The sequence below is a fragment of the Legionella cincinnatiensis genome, from assembly GCF_900452415.1.
GTDB lineage: Bacteria > Pseudomonadota > Gammaproteobacteria > Legionellales > Legionellaceae > Legionella > Legionella cincinnatiensis.
This window is the reverse complement of the sequence record NZ_UGNX01000001.1, coordinates 3,611,805-3,630,394: the sequence shown is the minus strand read 5'-3', so window position 1 is coordinate 3,630,394 and position 18,590 is coordinate 3,611,805. Positions and strand designations below refer to the sequence as shown.

Below are 18,590 nucleotides of genomic sequence, written 5' to 3'. Positions count from 1 at the left end.
GGGAAGATCAAACAAAGTCTAATATTTATTCATCCAATCAGCTAAAAATTTTGATTTCAAATAAGCATAAGCAGATAATCCATTTCCCTTAAGTACTTCTGAAAAAAAGACGGGGCTTTCGATCAAGAAACGATTGGTTTTGTATAAAGATTTCTCAGAGTTATAGTAGCCCGGCCATGTTGTTGTTGCTCCAAGGTATCCAGCTTGTTTCACCTTTTCAACAACTGCTGTATTATAACCACCGTAAGGATAACAAAATGTTTCAATAGCTATTCCCAATTCATCTTCTAAGCATTTTTTAGAATCAGAAATTTCATATCCAAGTTTGTTCTGCTCAATTTGATGAAGCTTAGGATGAGAAAAACTATGTGAACCAATTTCCATTCCTGCATTTAGTAGCGCTTTGCGATGATTCTTTTGCATATTTTTATAGGGAATTGTATACCCTGTTTTTTGAACATTACTCCATTTTCTTTTTCCTGGGTGCACCCACCGGGTTATTTCATCAAATCCAGGAACCACAAAAAAGGTAGCGACAAAACCATACTGATTTAATAAAGGGAATGCATTTTCATAATTATCCAGTAAGCCATCGTCAAAGGTTAACACTGCATTTTTCTTTGTTGTATCATATTTTTCTTTAAACAAATCAGCAAGAGTAATTGTGGTATAAGATTGGTCTTTCAAGGCATCTAAGTGCGCGGTAAAGCGATGTAAATCTAATGTTTCAGGTCCTGTGCCGCCAATGGAATGATAATAGAAAATAGGAATTCTTTTCTTCATTATGAGTTACCGTTCAAACAAGTGATGAAAGACGCGATTAAAGTTATTTTTATTCTTATTTTCATGCATACATAATCCCATAGAGCGTTTATTGCCAAGAATGATACTTTGCCATCCTGGTAATGAAGGTATCAGAATTCGTCGAATATCTTTTTTCTGTAAATGCCCACTAATCCAGACATCGTCTTCAAAAAATGCTTCAGGTAAATTAGGTGGATAATGAAAAATGTCTTCTGAAAAAAAAGTTGGCTTCACCAGCACCCCATTATATCCCAGGAGCACATCAACCAAAGTCAATTTTTTTGTTGCTTTATATTCATAACGCATCGAACCATGCATCACGGTTCCTGCTATTCCTATTGCAGCATCAGGATCCAATTGTTCGTATTGCAAGAGATCACGAATAAAATGAGGTGGATAGATTCTATCGTCATCAATGATAATTAATTTTTTATTTTGCCCTGAAAAGAACTCTAAACAAGGCAATAATTTTGAAGCAGGGCCGTAATCATATTCAATGTATTGGATAAAAACATTAGGGTATTTTTTAATAAAACTAGGAAGCTGGGAAATAGATTGATTGGCAAAGCGTTTAAATCGTTTGGGGATCCACAACATAATTTTTTCGGGTTGTTGTGATTGTAACGCAATAGAGTTTAAAGTTGGCCATATTTTATTAATTCGTTTTGGGGTTGTAGTGAGCGTAACAATGACATTTTTTTGAATGTTTGTAGTACTGAGCCGTGGGGTGATTTTTAAATGGCATCTTAAAAAATGAAAATAATTGATAAGTCGTGATATCAATGGAGCTTCCTTATAATTTTTTTCCTTCCGTAAGTGATATCCCTTAAGGATGAGAAGAAATCAATAATCTATAGTAAACAGATAAAGTTTGTTTCGCAATATGCTCCCATTTAAATTTATTGAGTAATGGATGTGCATTATCTCCTAATTCAAAACGTAATGCTTCATCATGAATAAGTTGGGTTATTTTTTCGATCATTTCAGGCATTGAGGAAACTAAAAAACCTGTTCTTTCTGAAGAAATTATGTCAGAAATTCCATTATTGGCATAAGCAACGGTAGGGACCTTGTGATAAATTGCTTCTAATATAACCATTCCAAATGCTTCGTGAGGGGAGGTTAAAACAAAAATATCCGTTTGCTGTATTAAATGAAATACGGCCGCTCGTGATATATTTCCAGTAAAAAATAGAGAGTCTACAATACCTAATTGATTGGCCATTCGTTGGAGTTTTGTGCTTTGTGGTCCATCCCCAACGATAAAAAATTTTAGGTTTTTATGTTTTTTGAGTAATTCATGAGCAACAAGTATAAAATCAGTAACTTTTTTTTTGCTCGATAACCGGGATACGGTGGTTATTATGAGTTCATCCGGTTTTTTTACTAAAGGGACAATCTTTTCTGCCCCATTAGGAGAAAACATATCAAACCCATTGGGAATATAGTAAGTGATCGCGTTTTTTTTTAAAGACTTCATGTTATCGATAACCGCATGGCTGACACAAATCACATGTTTCACTAATAGGGCGAAGCCTCTAATTAAACGTTTGTCTTGATTTCTATATAAAGAATGACTTGTCAAAACATGGGGTTTTTTTATTTTTTTGGCTAACAATAGAGCTTGTACTGCTAATATGGAACCCAAACTATGGGCATTTATGATATCAAATTGAGCAAAAAACTGGTTATATTGGCGAGAAAAACCTAAAAGCGTCATCCACATCTGAGTGTATGAAATTCGTCTAATTACTAGCGAACCTTTTCTCTCTTCTAAGGGGTAATTTTTTCTTTTGCGCGTGATAATGCATACTTGATGTCCAAGTGCCGCTAAGTTTCTTCCTAAGGCATCAACACAATACTCAACTCCTCCTATCTGCGGGAAATAGTTATCAGTAATTAGGGCAATCTTTAATGATTGTGGCTGCATGGGAATAACTCAATTTATTTTTATCAATATATGGTGAATTATTTATAACTTTTTCATTATAAAAATAAAACAAGGATCGGGTGTAAATAAGGATGTTATCTAGTATTTACACCTTTACATCGACTTGTTTTAGTGTAATTCAATGATGGAAACTAGTAAACTTAAGATAGCGATAATAAAGAGTTGATTTTAATATTGGGGTCCTTGCAAAGCTGAATGTGTACATAAAGTGCGATACATCGAGAGAGGGAACTCATTGTTAATAGACTATTGTGTATGTACTGCTTTATATTTACTGACTGATGAGGACATTAAGTCATCCCAGGGACAGCTCGATGAATACTACTGATAAAAATAAAAAACAATTGTTTGTACGTTTTATTAGATATCAAGCCCGCATTTGGTCTTATATTTTTATGGGTATTGCCATTTTTATGGTGTCCCGTACTTTTATGCTTGTTTATTTTTTTGACGCGCAAACGACTCCTTTGATAATAAAAGATATTGTTATTTTATATTTGCTTGGGCTCGCCTATGATTTACAAGCTATAGCATTTATATTATCTCCATTGGCTGTATTAAGCTTGTTTTTAATTTTTTTTGCTCGAACTCAACTCTTAAATTTATATAATTTACTCGGTGCACTTTCTCTTTTGTTTGCTGCCTTCATTTGTGTCATTAACTTCTTCTATTATCAATACTTTAGCACACAGATAGGGATGAATTTTTTTCATATACTGTTAGGTCAGGCAGATGCAACCTTTGCTTATATTTTTGAGAGTTATCCTATTGGGTTACTCATTTTAGGTATAGTTCTATTTCTAGTTTTAATGACTAGTTTATTGCGAAATGTAGAAAAAAATATTCAAAAAATAAATTGGAATCCCCGAAGGTTTGTAAAATTTTCTTGCATTATAAGTTCTATTTTTTTATATATTTTTGCAATGCGTTGTTCTTTTGGGGGGTACAGTTTATACCATAATGGTTTTCCAGTGGTGGCATCTTCATCATTAATTAATCAATTGGTAGAAAACGGTGCGGCTGCTCTATATGATGCTTATAAGGAAATAATTACTGCTCAATCAATCTGGTCGCCTGTTAATAGACAAGAAGCACTGAATGCATATAACGGTTATTTTGATAAAAACATACAGCTAGAAGAGTTTGGAATACAACACTTATATTCGCAAACCTCAACAAAGCAGTTTTCTAAAGACCATCCAAAACCTAATGTTGTATTTGTGCAGATGGAAAGTTTTGGGAGACATTTATTACTCTATTCAAATCCTCAAAATGACATGGTGGGTAAATTAGGGTTGTATTTTAACCAAGATTTTTTATTTAGTAATTTTCTCTCTAGTGGAAATGCTACTTATGAATCTTTAGGTTATTTAACATTTAATACTCCTCGTCCAGAGCTACTAAGTACACAATGCTCTAATATGCTCTCTTCATCTGTAGCAAAACCTTTTAAGATGGCAGGATATAAAACTATTTTTCTAACTTCAGGATCAGCTCATTGGGCGAATACGGATTATTTTTTATCTACTCAAGGCTTTGATCAAATAATTGGTCTGGAGACGATTTTGAAACAATATCCTCAAGCAGAAAGATCGCCTTGGGGGGTCTATGATGAATATACTTTTGCTTATGCTTATCATTTATTAAATGAGATGAATGAAAGTCATCAACCCGTTTTTATTTATATAAATACAGTAACTAATCATCCTCCATATAGCGTCCCAACGCATTATCAATCTTACCCTATAGCTTTACCCGATACACTTTTTCAAATGGTAAGTACGCCTTTAGGAGAGCTTGCTCAAGCAGCGCAGACCTATCAATATGTCAATGATTCTTTAGGGCATTTTATAGATAAAGTAGATCATAGTCATTGGGGTTGGAAAACTATTATTGGGGCATCGGGAGATCATAATCAAAGAGAGTTAATGTTTCATTATAAGGATCATGCTTCTTCAGGTCTAAGATTTGAGGTTCCATTTTTTTTACATGTTCCGCCCGTATATCAAAATAACATTAAGTATGATCCAGAGCGTATTGGTTCTCATAAAGATATTTTTCCAACTTTATATGAACTCGCATTATCAGAGGTCCCTTATCTTAAATTAGGAAATAATTTATTATCTCCTAATAAACCAATCTTTGAGTTTGGATATAATGTTTCCGCTTTTCTTTTCTCAGAAGGAGTTATAATTTCAGAAGAAAATCAACAGCGTTTTTATCCTTGGGTAGATAAATCAAAAATATTAGTTGGGGACGGTCTAGATTTAAACCCATCACAAAAAGAACAACTTAATAAAGTAAGGCAATATGAGTTGTTGCTCTCCTGGCAATTCAATGAGTCTGCTAAATTGGCGAAATGCACTGGATCATTGGCGAAGGGGATATTCTAACAAGGAGTTAGGAACATTAGCTTCATGATATGTATAATTGATCATGCACTCATGTACCAACTAAATTTCTGTTAAAATCACCATGTCAAAATAAATGATAGTGGATTGCGTATTTTTTATGCAATTTGATTTATTAAAGGTTAATTTTAATAATTTCTTAAGTCTCCCTAGATATAATTGACAAAAATAATGTCCATTTTGTCTTTGTAAATCATGGTGGCTTTATGCAAAAAGTAGTCGTTATTGGCGCCGGTCCATCAGGATTGTATGCCGCCATCAAATTATATCAGAAAGGCGTTAGAGATATTGTCGTCTATGATCCCCGTGCTAATCACTATACTCGTCCAGGCCATTTAAATAAAACCGTATTTGAAAGTGCAGAGCGTAGCCTTAATTTAGATTTTGGACTTGAAGACAAACCAACCCATATTAAAGATATGGAAAGAATTCTTTATCGTGAAGCGATACGTCTTGGTATAAAAATTGAGAATAAACGTTTTGTGCGTTTACATGAGGATAGCAAAAACCCGGGTGTAGTGGTTGCTGATGCCAGTGGAAAAGAGGAAATTGTTGAGGCAGAGTATGTTTTTGAAGGTACCGGAAAACAACGTAAAGTAGTTGACGCCGTAAACAAAGTTGATCCAGATTCACCTTTGCAGCTGACTACAGTGACCGAGCTTCCCGTACGTAATCATTTTTTAGCCTATGTCAAAATGGAGGCAAGTGATTTTAGTAGAATTCAAATTGCTATTGAAAGAAATTACCCACAGGCGAGTAAAGTCGAGCCACTAGCGTATGCGCAATCTATTATCAAATTAAGAGATTTGGGCTGGAAAGAATTTCAGTTTCCCCGCCTATATGGATTTACATTTGGCAAAGACAAAGTTTGTTTGTATTTGCATGCACCAGAAAATTTGACCAAGGAAAATTATGATAAGTGGGTGCAAACTGTTTTTGATTGCTATACTTCACCTCTCCAAATGCGTTCGGCTTGGGGGCAGCTCATTGTTGAGCGCCCTGCTCCAGTAAGCTATACACATTTGCCCGCTTCGACTAAACCACGATTTGGTACGTTTTCATTGACAGCCCAAGCTCTGCAAAAGTTTTCCTATAAAGGAAAAAATTTACCTGAAGTGATAACTGTGGGAGATAGTCAAATTGATTTTGATTATTCTTTAGGAAATGGCATGAAAAATGGAATAGAGCGAATAGATGTTTTGCTTCATCAAATAGACATTTCTGATAATGAAATTTGTTTTAATTCTGCTGCTTATGATGAGAGAGTTAATCCCTATATTGAAGATCACAAAACCAATCTTATTATCGCAGCGAACAAAGTCAGATTGGGGTTCGCTGAGGCACTAAGTGTTGCGCGATCAAAATTCGAATTGGCACTAACAGCAAGCAAAGATGAAGTTGAGAAAAAAAATATTGGTGAGATTTTAAAAGAAATTGATGCACGCCTAAGTGGAAACCTTCAAGTAAGTTCTAATTTGGATAACTCCCGTATGGAGACGCCTACGAAACAGACATCAAAAGTACTAGGATTTTTTGATCATTCTCAACCAAACGAACAGCAAGATACCGTACCAACACCAGTAAAATCGTTTAGTTGAAATTAATGGGCTCGCTTTGCTCCTATCATTCCCAAAAACGATGGATTGGTTCGTCTTTATAGGACTACTCCAATTAAAATTAGGGTAAATCGTTAGCGTATTCTTATAAATTATTCATGAAAATTTTTAATAGTGAGTATTAAAATTCTAGGAGACGGATGCAGTATCTATTAACTGATGATGGGGAGAGCAACTTATAAACAGGTCCAGCTCTTTTTCATAAAGCTGGGTACTGATATCCATTAAGCCTAAAATTGAATGAAAAAGGTTATCATGAGAGAGTTTTTTACTGATAGCTTCTTTTTTTAAACAACCCCATGATAATTTTTTCTCCTCTTTGAACGAATCAGATGCCCAGAAAATAAGAGGTACAATCGTTTGCTCTTGGGGAGCAATTAGATACGGTGTGCCGTGCTCATATATTCCTTTTTCACCAATAGATTCGCCATGGTCCGAAGTATAAAGAAGTGCAGTATTCCAAAATACATTTTGTTCTTTTAGAAAATTAATAAGCTCATGAAGGACAAAATCGGTATATAAGATACTATTATCGTACGCATTTAATAAGGTTTGTCGGTCACAAAGTCGAAACTCTTGTTTTTGGCAAGCAGGGGTAAATTGATTAAAGTGATTAGGATAGCGAGTATAATAATTTTGACCATGGCTGCCTTTTAAATGCAGCACTATAACGGTATCTACTTTTTGAAAATGATCAATTTTATTTTTTAATTCGTTAATTAGTTCTCCATCAAAATTATAATCAGTAATTGTTGAGGTAATGTGTTTACAAACACCTTGGCAATCACCGGCACCATTATTGTCCAGCCAAAATACATTTATTCCTGTTCGTTTTAAAATATCAAGTAGATTATCTTGGTTATTTGCAATGAAATTACTAAACTGAGTTCGTGGTAGATGCGAAAAAATACAGGGTACCGATTCACTTGTAGAGGTTCCACATGATGTCATGTTTGGAAAAGAGATGACACCTTGTTTTTTTGTATATGAATTTGTTGCGCGATAATAACCATTTAATTCAAAATTCATTCCTCGAGCCGTTTCACCAACGACCAAAATCAAAAGATTATTTTTTCCATTATGATGCATACTATTATTTTTAGCATCTAGTCCAATTTGTTGATAAGGATGCTGTTGAGCGATTATTTTATCGTGATAATAGTTAAACGCGGCATTGAGAAAATTATTTGGAATCATTTCAAAAGGAGGTTTTCCGGCGAGTCCAGTTAATGGAATTATTGAGTAATAGCGAATAGAAAAGGGGAATATAATTATAAAATAAAACAGGGGATATACTAAAACACTAAGTAGTTTTATGAGCAATTCCTTTTTAATAGAAAAATGAACTATCTTCACTTTATAGATTAAATAAGAAGGAATAACACCCAATAAAAAAAAATATATTAAAAATGAAGGGGTAATAAATGGAAGAACTTCTTTGGCATTAGTCTTTTCAAGTGTAGCAATCATTGGGGAATGAGAATCAAAAACAAATCCATAATAAATATGGCAATAACTCAATATAGATGAAATTAAGGTTAGTGTTATAAAAATAGGTTTTTCCAAATATTTGATAGTGAAAGGAGAAAATAAAGAGAAAAAAACACAAAATAAAAAGAAAGGGATAGTAATACTTAAAAAAATTGTACTATCAGTCGAAATATGTTCTTCTTTTATATGAGTAATGGCTTTAATAATGAAGGGAAAATTTAATACTAATGCAAAGTATGCAGTTAAGATTAATGTAAAAAATACAACATTTAATCCCTTACGACTCATAAAACACGTCCCTTATTGTATGTTGTCAATAAACCTTATGAATTAACATTTCCTCCTAAAGCCTTGTAAAGATTTATTTGAGCTATTTGAAGTCGAACAATATTTTGTAAATAGGCAAATTCTATATGATTCAATTCTTCTTCCGCGCGAAGTACCGTATTAAAATCAGAATATGACTTATGATAAACATCTTTAGCTAATTTTAAAGCAAGTCTTTTTTGTTCCACCGCGCGTTTAAGATGAGTGGCACTTTTTTTATAATGCTGAAAATAAGTATATTGAGTTTCAACCTCATGTAATGCACGCATCACGGCGAGTTGATATTGTATGACTATCATTGTTTTTTCACGTTTACGTAACTCGATGGAGTTGAATAAAGCGACGTTGAAGATGGGTGCTGTAAAAGTTCCATAGAAAGTGGATTCTGGATTTTGTACTGTAAGCAGATTACGCGCAGTTAGAATGCTGCCTGCAATGGTTTGAGTTTGCCATCCTAGTAGCCATCCTATAGTAATTTGGGGCAGTAAGTTTGCCATGGTCGCGCGAATATTAGCATGAGCAGCGGCTACTCTGCGTTCAGCGGCTTTAATATCTGGGCGTCGCTGTAAAAGTTCAGCAGGTAGCCCTAAATTGATATTTTGAGTGGATTGAGGAATTGGTTTAGGCGGCAATAATTTTTTTGCCAATACTCCAGGATTATTTCCAGTGAGCAGTTCTATTTTGTGCAATAGAGCTGTTGCTAATGCTTTATTTTGTTCCAACTCTGCCAGTTGAGTTTCAATTAATCCATCTTGTTGCGCAAAATTCAAGTAATTAGCATATCCTTCTTTATAACGGGATTTGATAAATTGCAGTGTGTGTTTATTGCCTGAAATATTATTTTCTAATACTGTCCTTCTTGCTTGAGCCTCGCGTAATTCCAAATAAGAGGAAGCAATTTCCGCATATAAGTTAATTAATGCAGAATCAAGCTCTTCTTGTTCGGCTTGTAAATTTGCCTTAGCCATTTGTTTTAGTTGGCGGTTTCTGCCAAAAATATCAGGATCTAAATTACCCGTTAAGGCAATGAGTTGATTGATATCAAATCCTGTTCCAGTGGGAGGGGATGCTCCAAGAGCTGCAGTTGGAAGTAATTGGGCTACAGCTACGGCGTATTGTGCTCGTGCTACAGTTACTCTGGTTTGTGCTGTTTTTAAATTTAAGTTATAGACGGCTTGTTGTTCAATCAAATCATTTAATATGGGATCATGAAAATTACGCCACCAAGCCTCGTCCTTTTTTACTAAGGGCGTATGTTTTATGCCCTTGCTCCAGCTGGATGGTACAGAAGCTGTAGGCGCAACATATTTTGGGCCTATAGAGCATCCGGTTAGAAGAAAAATAAGTAATACAAAGTACGAAGTATAATAGTTCATAGGAGAATCATTTATTTTTAATTGCAATATGAGCATCAAATTGTCGGCCGGCTACAAGGTTAGGATGATCATCTCTCTTATAAAAATATAAGGCTTCTTGTACTCGTGCATTGAGGCGATCGTTCTGAATAATGTAGCGATCAAGTTGAATAAAAGTTAAAGGGATATTTAGGTCTTCTCCAGTTAAATATGCGGAAGCTTCAGGAGAAAATTTCTTAGTATCCCGTTCTTCTATAGAAACACGTACGATTACTTTTTGAGCGTCTCCTAAGAGAATGATTTGGCTGCCTCCCCCAACAAACTCATCAACATGCGCATTAATTTGTAAAATGATTCCATCTTTTGGTGCTACGACATGCAATTGACTGAGCGCCAATTCAGCATTTCTTAGATTTGCTTTCGCAGTGTCTAAGCTGTGCTGTAATTGCTCGATTTGGATGGTTCCCATTTTCACTTCATGCGTTTTTTCTCGTACATCAGCTTGGTTAATTGCTCGTTTATCAATACTTTTTAATCGTTTTAACTGTGCTTTAATATGCTTTAAATTTTTTGTCTGAATAATGAGATTGTTTTCTGCTTGTTTTAGTGCGCTCTTATTTACTGCTACATTATGTTGTCCTACTGTGTCATCAAGTGAAAATAAAATCTCTCCTTGTTTTACCATTTGCCCTACGGTGACATTTATCTTTTTAATAATACCGCTTTGTAGGGTTGGAATATGAGTTATGTCATTTGTCGCATCAATTATAGCAGGAACAATCATTTCTTCATTTACGGCAACAGGTGCAGGCTGAATTTGAGGTAGTGACATTTTGCGACTTAAGATGAAAGAAAAGTATGAGCCTCCAATTAAAAGCAACAGCAAGCAATAACCAATAATTTTTCTTTTCATACGGTTTCCTTTCGATAAGTCACTTGGTAATCATTTAATCCTTTGAACTCAAGTACCTTGTCTGCATGTGCCATAATACGATAATCATGAGTAGAAATTAAAAAAGTACATCCATGTTTTTTGGCATATTCTTGTATCAGCGAAAAAACTAAATCGCTGCTATCTCTATCTAAATTACTGGTGGGTTCATCGCAAAGTATTAAGCGTGGTGCGCGAATTAATGCACGTCCCATTGCAATTCGTTGTTTTTGGCCGCCGGATAGAGTATCTAATTTTGAGTAAATATGGATTTCTAGCCCTAAACGAATCATGAGTTGCTTTGCTTGTTGATAAGCACTCTCAGGTGATACACCATCAATTAACAAGGGCAATGCTAAATTTTCCAGGGCAGAGAGTGCTGGAAATAAATGAAGATGTTGAAAAAGAAAACTGATATGAGTGGCACGAAAAGCCACTTTATCTTTGGGAGACATTTTATAGAGGTCATGCCCACATACCGCACAAATCCCTTGATCGGGTGTGAGAATACCGCCTACTATCATGAGTAACGTCGTTTTTCCACATCCAGATGCTCCCATTAACATCCCTATTTCACCTGGATGAAGTGCTAATGAGAAATTATCTAATACTGAAAGAGTGGTAGTGCCTGTTTGGTAATTTTTGGCAATATTCATACAATTTAAAGTAGGGGTTTTTTTGTTATCCATTAATTGGTATCCCGACATAATTCTATTGTATCCAAACGTAAGACTTTTAAGATAGCAAAATAAGAAGAAAAAACAATGACTATTGTTGAGCCTAAAGCTCCCAATAAAATAATTTGTTGCGTGAGGTGAAATGCTACCGTTGTATCATGGAAGAGCACTCCGAAGAGCATTGTCAATGCTAGGCCAAGAATATAACCTAAACCTCCAGTAATAGCAGCTTGGAATAATACCATTTTGATTAAGGAGGCACTAGAAACTCCTAGCATTTTCAACATACCAAATTGATGAAGATGAGTTAAAACAAAATTAGTAAAAATTTGCCACATCATAACTAGGCCAATAATAAATCCAACAATTGCTACTGCGATAAAAGCAATAACAATAGGGGTTTTTTCACGGAAAAATTGATTGGAACGCTCGACAAATTGATCTGGAGTCAAGGGGAGAAAGCCAGTGGTTTTTCGAATCTCGTAAGCAATTTGTTGCACATTATAGGTAGGTTTTACTTTCACTAAAATAAACGAGTTGCGATGAGAAACATCAGGAATATGATTGCTGGTCATATAGGCTTTAGGTTCGTACATATAAGTGCGTAATGGTTTAGTTATGCCTGTTACAATCAATTTATTTCGTCCTTCAAGCATTTTCTCGCCCAATTGAATGGTTCTTCCATCGGGTGCTTCAAACTGCTTTAAAGCATAACCATCAATGATAATTGAATTTGTTTTGTGGATTGAGGAGCGAGTGCCGGCGATCATTGTCTTAGGTAAACCTACTAATGACTCTGGATCGACTCCTATAAGCTCCCAAGAGGTTATTTTCCCGGTTCCAGAATGTATCATGGTATACCAAGTTCGGTATAATTGTTTTGCCCAAAGGACACCGGGAATACTACGAATGCGATAGATATCTATAGGTCTAAAATACAGGGGATCTGCAAATGAAAATGAAGTATCCCCCATCACCCATAAATCAACATCGGTAATCGCTCGGATGGGCGCAACAATACGATCGGTTACTCCTTGGTAAATTCCCGGCTGTTGCATGATGATAAAGGCAGAAAAGGTAGCGCCAATGACCATACCAATAAACTTTCGTTTACTGTTTACGAGCATTTTAAAAGCAACTGAAAACAAATTGATGTGTTTTGCATCAATTAATGAGCGAGCTATTTTACCAATCATTTTTTAGTGCTCTATGGCAATCCTTATAATATACACTCATCCCGAGTGTGTAATCATAGTTCCGTAGTTTAAACGTAGGTTTTAGATATCTCAAGCCAATATGAGCTTTTTCGTTATTTTTTTAATAAATTACTATATTATACAATAAGTTAATTTGATTTAATTATAAAAAGAGAGTTATTGGTGTCTATATGTATTTAAAATGAATGTTGTTGTATAGTTACAACCGGAATGTATGTATTTATAGGAAATAATATGGGTCGTTCTTTATCAAAAAATCACCCTGCACAGATGTTTTTAATGTTATGGCGTCATTATGATCTCATCTTGCAACTGGTTAAACGAGACATCTTAATGAGATATCGTGGTTCTTTTGCGGGAGTCTTGTGGTTACTTCTTGCACCTTTATTAATGTTAGGTCTTTATACACTTGTGTTTAGTGTTTTTATGCATATTCAATGGCCAGGTGTTACGAATAATCTTATGTATTCATTACTGATTTATGTAGGTTTAATCATTTTGAATTTTTTTGCTGAGTGTCTGAATCGTTCACCTTCTATGATTGTAAGTAATGCTAACTTTGTAAAAAAAGTGGTGTTTCCTATAGAGGTTTATCCATGGGTGATCGTAGGCACCGCTCTTTTTCACGCAATAATTAGTACATTTATGTTAATGATATTTTGTTTTTTTATCTTGGGAAAAGTAAATGCCACGATTTTATTACTGCCTGTTTTATTTATACCCTTAATTTTGTTTTCTTTAGGAGTGAGTTGGTTTCTTTGTTCGGCAGGAGTGTATGTAAGAGATATTACTCATATGATGGTTTTTATTCTGCAAGTCATTATGTATCTTTCTCCGGTTTTCTATTCAATAAGTATGTTGCCAGAGATTTTTCAAAAGATTTTATTTCTTAATCCATTAACCTTTATCATTGAGCAAGCTCGAAGTCTTGTTATCTTTGGAGATTTACCACAATGGGAAATTCTTGGTCTTTTTTTTATCGTTAGTATTTTTATTGCTTATATGGGATTTTTGGGTTTTCAGAAAACAAAAGATGGCTTTGCAGATGTTTTATAATCTTTTTGCTTGATCCTAAGCATTTTTATCTGTTAAATCATACAATAACTTCTGTTTTCAGTGATTAAACTTAATAGAGATACAAACGAGGCTATAGGTCTTCTGAAAATTTGGCTTTCTAAAAAAGGATTGGTGAGAGAATGTCTTCTGAAATTGCCATCAAGGTAAGCAATCTGAGCAAATGTTATCACATTTATAACAAGCCCCAAGATCGCTTGCTGCAAATATTAAGTCGTAATCGTAAACAATATTACCGCGAATTTTGGGCTCTTAAAGATGTATCTTTTCAAGTAAACAAAGGAGAAACTGTTGGTATTATCGGAAAAAATGGCAGCGGTAAATCAACTTTATTACAAATTATTTGTGGAACACTTACTGCTACAGAAGGTGAAGTACAAACACAAGGTCGGATTGCTGCTCTATTAGAACTAGGCTCAGGTTTTAATCCAGAATTTACTGGGCGTGAAAATATCTACATGAATGCAACGATGCTTGGTTTGAGCAAAAAAGAAATCGATGAGCGTTTTGATGATATCGTAGCTTTTGCTGATATAGGAGATTTTATCGAGCAACCGACTAAAACCTATTCTACTGGAATGACAATCAGATTAGCTTTTGCAGTCCAATCACAAGTGGAACCCGACATCCTCATAGTGGATGAGGCTTTAGCTGTAGGAGATGCAAAATTCCAAGCAAAATGTTTTGATAGGCTGAAGCAACTGAGAGAAAATGGAACGAGCATTTTATTGGTCACTCACTCAAGCGAACAAATTGTAACTCATTGCTCCCAAGCTATTTTATTAAATAATGGGCTTGTCATGGAGTTAGGTGAACCCAGGCATGTCGTCAATCGGTATTTAGATTTGTTGTTTGGTAAAGCAAACACCCCAGTGCCGTCGGAGGAGCAGCAATCAGTCATTGAAATATCCAAACCTAAACATGAATTAAGTACTTCTGCCGATTTATTCGCTACTCGTCCGTGCTATAATCCCTATGAATATCGATGGGGAGATGGAGCAGCTCAAATTCTTGATTTTTATATGGAAGGAGATAATAAACCTTATCCTTTATCCATCATTACGGGCCAATGGATTACTTTTCAGATTTCAGTAAGATTTTTAAGAGATGTGATTCGGCCAATTTTTGGTATTACTATTAAAACAAAAGAAGGTGTTGCTGTTTACGGAGCTAACTCAGAAACGCTTAACGTCGATGAATTTAAAACATTTGGTACTAATGGAAACATAATTCAATCTAAAGTATCGTTTCAGTGTAAGCTTGCTTCGGGTGATTATTTTGTCTCTTTTGGAGTGGCTTCTCGACAAGGGGAGGACATCGTTCCTCATGATAGGCGTTATGATTCAGTTCATTTACATGTTTTGGCTGAAACAAGCTTTTTTGGTCTTGTTGATTTAGGCCTTAAACTCTCTGCGCAGGAAGTATGCACATGAACTCTTTACTTTCAAACCTGGGTTACTCTCAAGATCGTAATACTCGAGTATGGTTAAAAGCTGATTGTGAAAATATTGCTTATAATGATGGCGATGAGGTTGAAAATCGTATTGCCGCGGTAATTTCTAAAGCCCAAGATGTGTCATTATTTTCACCTGAATTAAAAAAACATTTTATTGATTGGCCTTCCTTATACCACCTCAATGCGAGTAGGGCTAATATTTTACGCCCTTTTCAAAATATCTTTCCTGGTTCGGATGTGCTTGAAATCGGCTCAGGCTGTGGTGCAATAACTCGTTATTTAGGGGAATGCGGGGCTAATGTTTTAGCACTTGAAGGAACATTAAGACGTGCAGTAATTACTCGTGCTCGTACTCGTGATTTGGATAATGTAGAGGTCGTATGTGAGCAATTTCATAAATTTGGTGGTGGTCAGAAATTTGATGTCATTACTTTAATTGGTGTCTTGGAATACGCCAATTTATTTATGCCTGGTGAAAGTCCAGTACATAATATGCTGCAACAAGTTAAATCCATGTTAAAACCCGAAGGTCGACTCATTATCGCAATTGAAAATCAACTAGGACTTAAATATTTTGCTGGGGCTCCTGAAGATCATCATGGTCAACCTTTGTATGGCATAGAGGGACGTTATAAAGGCAAGCAACCAACAACTTATGGGCGACATACTTTAAATAATTATCTCTATCAAGCAGGGTTTATAGAAAATCAGTTTTTTGCCCCATTTCCAGATTACAAGTTACCGTTGTCCATTATTGCCCAACAAGGTTTTACTAGCCAAGAATTTGATGCTGAAATGTTAGTAACCCATGGTGTGAGAGCAGATCCCCAATTACCGCCTCATTTATTTTTTTCACCGGAATTAGTATGGCCTGTGGTTTTAAAAAATGAACTAGGGCTCGATCTTGCGAATTCTTTTTTAATTGTAGCACGAACATCAAAGACTAAATTACCTTCCTCAGAAGTTTTGGCGTATCACTACTCTACACACAGAGCTAAAGCATTTTGCAAGGAAACCTTATTCTTAAATACTAAAAAAGGAAATATCGAAGTACAATGCAAGTTACTTGAATCTTCGGAGTTTTCAGATTTAAAAGACCAAGAGCTTACCCATCATCTCGAAGAAAGGGCTGTTTATATTAAAGGTAAACTATTATCTTGTGATTTTATTGATATAGTAACACGCGATGGTTGGTCTATTGAGGAAATGGGATTATTTTGTAAGAAATATTTATTAATAGTATCATCTCTCATTTTAAAGAATGATCCAATTAAAGAAATTGATATTGATACATCTTTTCCAGGAAATAGTATTGATTTGGTCCCACAGAACATCATAATTAATCAAAATGGATTACCTTGTACGATAGATCAAGAATGGGCATGGGAAAGCCCAATAACAGCAGGGTTTCTTATTTTTCGTAGCATATTATGGTTAAATAGTACTATCTCTTGTTATGGTAAACCGGAAAGCTCTTTTTCTACTACTTTATTAGGATTATTCTTAGCGCTATACAATTCGATGGGATATAAAATAAATGAGGAAAAGATTCGAGCTTATTATGAACTAGAGTCTTTATTTCAACGTAAAGTTGTTCAAGATTGTGTTGCAATACCTCCTTTATCTTCTTCTTTACGAATGTCTAATCTAAATTATGTAATAACTGATTATAAAAGACATATCCGAAATCTAGAAACAGCACTTACAGATAAAGATAATCATATTAGAAACTTAGAGCATCTGCTTGAAGTGAAAAATAACTATATTGAAACTCTTGAGCATGTGATTGAAGATAAAGACCAGCATATTGAAAATATAGAGCATATGCTTGAAGAAAAAGAGAAGCTCATTGGAACTTTGGAGCATGCGATTGGAGACAAAGACCGGCATATTGAAAATATAGAGTATATGCTTGAGGAAAAAGAGAGCCACATTGAAACTCTAGAGCATGCAGTTGGAGACAAAGACCGGCATATTGAAAATATAGAGCATATGCTTGAGGAAAAAGAGAGCCACATTGAAACTCTAGAGCATGCAGTTGGAGACAAAGACCGGCATATTGGAAATATAGAGTATATGCTTGAGGAAAAAGAGAACCACATCGAAGCTCTAGAGCATGCAGTTGTAGATAAAGACCGGCATATTGAAAATATAGAGTATATGCTTGAGGAAAAAGAGAACCACATTGAAGCTCTAGAGTATGCAGTTGTAGATAAAGACCGGCATATTGAAAATATAGAGTATATGCTTGAGGAAAAAGAGAACCACATTGAAGCTCTAGAGTATGCAGTTGTAGATAAAGACCGGCATATTGAAAATATAGAGCATATGCTTGAGGAAAAAGAGAGCCACATTGAAACTCTAGAGCATGCAGTTGTAGATAAAGACCGGCATATTGGAAATATAGAGTATATGCTTGAGGAAAAAGAGAACCACATCGAAGCTCTAGAGCATGCAGTTGTAGATAAAGACCGGCATATTGAAAATATAGAGTATATGCTTGAGGAAAAAGAGAACCACATTGAAGCTCTAGAGTATGCAGTTGTAGATAAAGACCGGCATATTGAAAATATAGAGTATATGCTTGAGGAAAAAGAGAACCACATTGAAGCTCTAGAGTATGCAGTTGTAGATAAAGACCGGCATATTGAAAATATAAAGCATATGCTTGAGGAAAAAGAGAACCACATTGAAGCTCTAGAGTATGCAGTTGTAGATAAAGACCGGCATATTGAAAATATAGAGCATATGCTTGAGGAAAAAGAGAACCACACTGAAGCTCTAGAGTATGCAGTTGTAGATAAAGACCGGCATATTGGAAATATAGAGTATATGCTTGAGGAAAAAGAGAACCTCACTGAAACTCTAGGACATGCAGTTGCAGACAAAGACAGGCATATTCGAAATTTAGAAAATATTTTTTTATCTAAAAATAAAAAAATATTATTTTTAGAACAAACTATAGCATCCCTCAGAAAGAAAAAAATATATCAATTTACTCAGAGAATTAGAAAAAAAATATTAATTAACCCAATTAAAATTTGTAGTAGCAGTGTTTTTTTTGATGCGAATTGGTACTTAGATTATTATCCTGATGTAAAAGCTTCGGGGTTGGATCCAGTAATGCATTATGTAAAATATGGTGCAGCAGAGAAACGCGATCCTGGTCCTAATTTTTCAACCATATTTTATTTAGAGGAAAATCCAGAGGTGGAAAAAATGGGAGTTAATCCTCTAGTGCATTTTGAAGTCCACTTTTCTTGAGGAAATAACTTATTCT

At 35.0% G+C, this 18,590-nt stretch carries 13 protein-coding genes; 5 read left to right on the top strand and 8 right to left on the bottom strand.

What is annotated here, in order from left to right; all coding sequences use genetic code 11:
• Positions 1-18: 18 nt before the first annotated feature.
• The 3 genes from DYH34_RS15885 to DYH34_RS15875 are packed head-to-tail and all read right to left on the bottom strand — an operon-like array spanning position 19 to position 2,734.
• Positions 19-783, bottom strand: a complete 765-nt coding sequence (locus tag DYH34_RS15885; RefSeq protein WP_058463738.1) for a polysaccharide deacetylase family protein — start codon at positions 781-783, stop codon at positions 19-21.
• A 6-nt stretch (positions 784-789) separates the two neighbouring features.
• Positions 790-1,587, bottom strand: coding sequence for a glycosyltransferase family 2 protein (locus DYH34_RS15880; protein ID WP_058463739.1), 798 nt, complete (start codon positions 1,585-1,587; stop codon positions 790-792).
• A 43-nt stretch (positions 1,588-1,630) separates the two neighbouring features.
• The gene (locus tag DYH34_RS15875) at positions 1,631-2,734 is read right to left on the bottom strand and encodes a glycosyltransferase family 4 protein (protein WP_058463740.1); all 1,104 of its coding nucleotides are present in this window, start codon (positions 2,732-2,734) and stop codon (positions 1,631-1,633) included.
• A 335-nt stretch (positions 2,735-3,069) separates the two neighbouring features.
• Between DYH34_RS15875 and DYH34_RS15870 the strand changes: the two genes are divergently transcribed.
• Positions 3,070-5,148: an LTA synthase family protein gene (locus tag DYH34_RS15870; RefSeq protein WP_058463741.1), complete on the top strand. Its 2,079-nt coding sequence runs from the start codon at positions 3,070-3,072 to the stop codon at positions 5,146-5,148.
• Between the two features lie 224 nt (positions 5,149-5,372).
• Positions 5,373-6,764 carry an FAD-dependent oxidoreductase gene (locus tag DYH34_RS15865; RefSeq protein ID WP_058463742.1) on the top strand — a complete coding sequence of 464 codons (1,392 nt, stop codon included), beginning with the start codon at positions 5,373-5,375 and terminating at the stop codon, positions 6,762-6,764.
• A 147-nt stretch (positions 6,765-6,911) separates the two neighbouring features.
• Here DYH34_RS15865 and DYH34_RS15860 read toward each other — a convergent pair whose 3' ends face one another.
• From DYH34_RS15860 to DYH34_RS15840, 5 genes are read right to left on the bottom strand one after another with little or no spacing between them, the layout of a single operon-like run.
• Entirely contained in the window at positions 6,912-8,561 is a 1,650-nt protein-coding gene (locus tag DYH34_RS15860) for a phosphoethanolamine transferase (protein ID WP_058463743.1), read from the bottom strand.
• A 35-nt stretch (positions 8,562-8,596) separates the two neighbouring features.
• On the bottom strand, positions 8,597-9,976 hold the full coding sequence (locus DYH34_RS15855) for an efflux transporter outer membrane subunit (RefSeq protein WP_162263046.1): 1,380 nt from the start codon (positions 9,974-9,976) through the stop codon (positions 8,597-8,599).
• A 7-nt stretch (positions 9,977-9,983) separates the two neighbouring features.
• Positions 9,984-10,868, bottom strand: coding sequence for an efflux RND transporter periplasmic adaptor subunit (locus DYH34_RS15850; protein WP_058463745.1), 885 nt, complete (start codon positions 10,866-10,868; stop codon positions 9,984-9,986).
• On the bottom strand, positions 10,865-11,575 hold the full coding sequence (locus tag DYH34_RS15845; RefSeq protein WP_058463746.1) for an ABC transporter ATP-binding protein: 711 nt from the start codon (positions 11,573-11,575) through the stop codon (positions 10,865-10,867). Before DYH34_RS15845 ends, DYH34_RS15850 begins: the two co-directional genes overlap by 4 nt.
• The gene (locus DYH34_RS15840; RefSeq protein ID WP_058463747.1) at positions 11,575-12,759 is read right to left on the bottom strand and encodes an ABC transporter permease; all 1,185 of its coding nucleotides are present in this window, start codon (positions 12,757-12,759) and stop codon (positions 11,575-11,577) included. The genes DYH34_RS15845 and DYH34_RS15840 overlap by 1 nt, the downstream gene beginning before the upstream one ends.
• A gap of 255 nt (positions 12,760-13,014) precedes the next feature.
• Here DYH34_RS15840 and DYH34_RS15835 point away from each other — a divergent pair, with 255 nt between their 5' ends.
• The 3 genes from DYH34_RS15835 (at position 13,015) to DYH34_RS15825 (ending at position 18,574) form a co-directional block, all read left to right on the top strand.
• Positions 13,015-13,836: an ABC transporter permease gene (locus DYH34_RS15835; RefSeq protein ID WP_065240087.1), complete on the top strand. Its 822-nt coding sequence runs from the start codon at positions 13,015-13,017 to the stop codon at positions 13,834-13,836.
• Positions 13,837-13,976: 140 nt separating this feature from the next.
• Positions 13,977-15,287, top strand: a complete 1,311-nt coding sequence (locus DYH34_RS15830) for an ABC transporter ATP-binding protein (RefSeq protein ID WP_058463748.1) — start codon at positions 13,977-13,979, stop codon at positions 15,285-15,287.
• Positions 15,284-18,574, top strand: coding sequence for a methyltransferase (locus DYH34_RS15825; protein ID WP_172465423.1), 3,291 nt, complete (start codon positions 15,284-15,286; stop codon positions 18,572-18,574). Before DYH34_RS15830 ends, DYH34_RS15825 begins: the two co-directional genes overlap by 4 nt.
• Positions 18,575-18,590 lie beyond the last annotated feature (16 nt).

Coding starts and splice junctions, on each gene's coding strand:
- DYH34_RS15835 (WP_065240087.1), top strand. CDS start 13,015: ATGGGTCGTTCTTTATCAAAAAATCACCCTGCACAGATGTTTTTAATG.
- DYH34_RS15870 (WP_058463741.1), top strand. CDS start 3,070: ATGAATACTACTGATAAAAATAAAAAACAATTGTTTGTACGTTTTATT.
- DYH34_RS15855 (WP_162263046.1), bottom strand. CDS start 9,976: ATGAACTATTATACTTCGTACTTTGTATTACTTATTTTTCTTCTAACC.
- DYH34_RS15825 (WP_172465423.1), top strand. CDS start 15,284: ATGAACTCTTTACTTTCAAACCTGGGTTACTCTCAAGATCGTAATACT.
- DYH34_RS15850 (WP_058463745.1), bottom strand. CDS start 10,868: ATGAAAAGAAAAATTATTGGTTATTGCTTGCTGTTGCTTTTAATTGGA.
- DYH34_RS15840 (WP_058463747.1), bottom strand. CDS start 12,759: ATGATTGGTAAAATAGCTCGCTCATTAATTGATGCAAAACACATCAAT.
- DYH34_RS15860 (WP_058463743.1), bottom strand. CDS start 8,561: ATGAGTCGTAAGGGATTAAATGTTGTATTTTTTACATTAATCTTAACT.
- DYH34_RS15865 (WP_058463742.1), top strand. CDS start 5,373: ATGCAAAAAGTAGTCGTTATTGGCGCCGGTCCATCAGGATTGTATGCC.
- DYH34_RS15875 (WP_058463740.1), bottom strand. CDS start 2,734: ATGCAGCCACAATCATTAAAGATTGCCCTAATTACTGATAACTATTTC.
- DYH34_RS15830 (WP_058463748.1), top strand. CDS start 13,977: ATGTCTTCTGAAATTGCCATCAAGGTAAGCAATCTGAGCAAATGTTAT.
- DYH34_RS15885 (WP_058463738.1), bottom strand. CDS start 783: ATGAAGAAAAGAATTCCTATTTTCTATTATCATTCCATTGGCGGCACA.
- DYH34_RS15845 (WP_058463746.1), bottom strand. CDS start 11,575: ATGGATAACAAAAAAACCCCTACTTTAAATTGTATGAATATTGCCAAA.